Origin of the sequence: Streptomyces sp. NPDC060027, assembly GCF_042737005.1 — a bacterium.
Lineage (GTDB): Bacteria > Actinomycetota > Actinomycetes > Streptomycetales > Streptomycetaceae > Streptomyces.
The window spans coordinates 1-2,799 of sequence record NZ_JBHWVI010000416.1; the positions used below are offsets into that span (position 1 = coordinate 1).

The 2,799-nt window shown below is 65.7% G+C and carries 2 protein-coding genes and 2 pseudogenes; all 4 read right to left on the bottom strand.

What is annotated here, in order from left to right:
• Positions 1–317 precede the first annotated feature (317 nt).
• Entirely contained in the window at positions 318–650 is a 333-nt protein-coding gene (locus tag ACFWBT_RS42495) for an Lsr2 family protein (protein WP_385710051.1), read from the bottom strand.
• 443 nt (positions 651–1,093) lie between these two features.
• On the bottom strand, positions 1,094–1,348 hold the full coding sequence (locus ACFWBT_RS42500; protein WP_385710054.1) for a hypothetical protein: 255 nt from the start codon (positions 1,346–1,348) through the stop codon (positions 1,094–1,096).
• Between the two features lie 833 nt (positions 1,349–2,181).
• A pseudogene (locus ACFWBT_RS42505) lies at positions 2,182–2,313 on the bottom strand (kinase); the annotation flags it as partial.
• A pseudogene (locus ACFWBT_RS42510) lies at positions 2,301–2,443 on the bottom strand (IS5/IS1182 family transposase); the annotation flags it as partial. The pseudogenes ACFWBT_RS42505 and ACFWBT_RS42510, both read right to left, overlap by 13 nt.
• Positions 2,444–2,799: the final 356 nt, after the last annotated feature.

Genomic DNA, 2,799 nt, shown 5'->3' on the forward strand with positions numbered 1-2,799 from the left:
CATCACGCACGCGACGCCACCCGACCCCTGACCACCCTCGGCATCACGTGACCAATCCGGACGAACTCACTGAACGACGCCGCCCTGGCCGGCCGGCTCCCCGGGGAAGTACGGTCGATCGAGCGGGTCCGGCTCGAGTCCTCTTCGGCAGCGGGCAGAAGAATCGTCGAGCGTACCCGAACCTCCGTCATCGGCCAGGCACGCCATTGCCGAATTCCCGCGCCCCTCCCTGCGATAGACGATCAGGAGCCTCGACAGGGAAACGATGGGCGACTCCCCCGGACCGCCAGCCGGGTGCGGAACGAAGGCGCGTGCAGTCAGCGGGCTTTGTCGTAAGCCTCGCGAATAATGGACGGGACGCGCCCCCGGTCGTTGACCTGGTGGTTATTCTCCCGAGCCCAGGCCCGGAGCTCCTCTGCGCTGGGCCCTTCGGTCGACGCCTTGCGCACGCGCCCCGCCCCGCTCGCTCGCCCGGTCTTGCGGCCCTTGTCGATGAAGGGAGCAAGCGCCTCAAAGAGCTTGTCGTAATTATCCGAGACCAGATCGATCTCGTAATTCACGCCGTCAAGGGAAAAGGTGTGCGTCCGCACTTCGTCGGATTCTGCACCTGTGAGGTCATCCGTGTAAATGGTAACGATCTTCTGAGCCATACGGGAATGATACCCGCTTTTTTCCAGGTGTCTACCTTAAAGATTCCTCAGGCTGGGAACAAGGGAGGAAACGGAACAATACAGCGGGTCACAGCCCCTTGCCGATCTTGCCACCAACACCGAGCCGGGCGGCCTGCCCCTCGGAAGAGATACGGGAACGGCGAATGCATGCGCCGATCCCCATGTTGCCCAGCGCACGAACTGAGATGAGTCAAACCTTACGCTTTCCACTTTGAGCAGGGCGACGAAATGCGAGTCCGTCACGGGAGCACACCGTCGGAACGTCTTCAGCAACGGGCTCCAGGGCGCAATCCGGATGTCCTGGTCGGCGCCGTACAGGAATCCAAAATCCGCGCCCGCCTGCCCCAGCAGGTCAGCCGCGGCCGCGGCAGGTGGTGCGGCGGTCGGGAGCATGCGGATACGTCCACACACCCGTTCCTCCGCTATCCGCGCTGCTGGTAGCGTCGCCACTCGCGTCCGCCGTCGCGGGAGATCCACAGGCCCTCACCCTTCACCAGGTCGTATGCCGCCGTCGCCGCATCCTCGATGCCGTAGAGCGTGGTGCCGTCGACGGTGAGCGACGTGAACTTCGCCAGCGTCTTCAGCTCGTGGAAGTGACTGTTGGTGTGGTCGTCGGCGAACCAGTAGCGACCGCCCTCCTCGCCGACAAGCAGCCGTCCGTCCGAAAACACCTGCATGACGAGCATTCCGGGCCACGCTCCAGGGCGCTGAAGGGGATTCCGCCGCCGAGGACTGTCTGCCAGTGCCTTTGCCGTCTCCCAGAGTCGACTGCCCAGGGCATCCACGGCACCAGATGCTTCAGGGAATCTGGTAGGCCGACTTGAGGCTCACCCGCAGACGCCGTGCCACCTCCGGCAGCTCGACCTTCTGTTCGAACAGCTCGGTCGCCTGCATCCGCACGATTTGCCGGCGCTACCGTCCCGCAGCGGTCAGCCCGCCCCCATCGCGATACCTCACACACCATGAGCTCCAGCCATCACCCCAGGCCCTTCAGGGACTTCGCACGATTCACCCTGTTCAACCTGGTCAGAAATGAGGCTTTCGGCAGGCTCTTGCATACATCGGATGCTCTCGTGCCCAGCTGAGACCGGCCAGCGGGTCGGGAGGCGTGCGCGTTCTCGATCGGGCCGTTGCGCCACACGGACCGGACGAGCCCATGAGCGGCTGCCCACCGCAGTCCGTCCTGCGCTGCTGAAGAAGCCCAGCTCCTGCAGACACAGCCGTGCCCAGTCCAGCGCATCCTGGATGCCCCTGTCCGTCGGCTGCCGCGCCCCCACAATGTCCCACTCCCCCGCTCCTGTTCCTGTCCATCTGCGCCGCAGCGCCCGCAGGAAAGATCAGATCCCACGCGGCACCACCGACACCCCGGTGCCGACCTATGCGACGGCCGCGGCACCCGCTCCGACCAGCACAGACCGATCCACCTGAGCCACGCAGTGATAGGGAAATCCCGCGACGCGCGACGGCCGTTCGATGGACGCCCTACTCAGCGCCTACCGCGTCGGCGCCCGCGGCGGAGGTTGTCCTGGCCGACCAGGGCCAGGCCGCGGCCGAACCGCTCACGCAGGCCGGCCGCGACGGACGACTTCCCTGAGGCGCTGTTGGTCGTACCGACGGCGGCCTTCGCGCCGGAAGAGACCACGGGCGGCCCTTGCGGACCGGGTCTGCACCTTCACGGCGCAGAGCGGTCACCAGCTTGCCGACGAACGCGCGCTCAGCCCGGTGAACGGGGCTATCCAGGGCGGCTCAGACGCCGTGATCACGCCAGCCACAACAAGATCGTCTCGCCCGCGACCAGAGGGGGCTGGCTCCGTGCGTGAGATCGGGTTCTGGCTCAGGTTCCGTGGTCGGTCATGGATGCGGCAGAGTCATGTCTCGTGAAGGCAAATTCCCGGAGTGACCGAAGTAAGTGGAAAGGGTGATGGGATCATTCTGCGACGCAGGCCTTGAGGTCAACGGCAGGCTGAGCGCAATCTTGAGTTCAGGCAGCGCCGGTCTCGCCTGTGACTTCGCTTGAGCCCGATGTAGTGCCTGTGGCGGAGCTCCGCGACCGCCGGCACCGTCGCTGCGGACGGGCATGCACTTCGCGCCGCCCTGACGACAGGTCAGCAGCGCCGTTCACCAGGTG

What these genes read in the sequence shown, in the direction of transcription:
- ACFWBT_RS42495 (WP_385710051.1), bottom strand. Translation starts at nt 650, where the DNA reads ATGGCTCAGAAGATCGTTACCATTTACACGGATGACCTCACAGGTGCA.
- ACFWBT_RS42500 (WP_385710054.1), bottom strand. Translation starts at nt 1,348, where the DNA reads ATGCAGGTGTTTTCGGACGGACGGCTGCTTGTCGGCGAGGAGGGCGGT.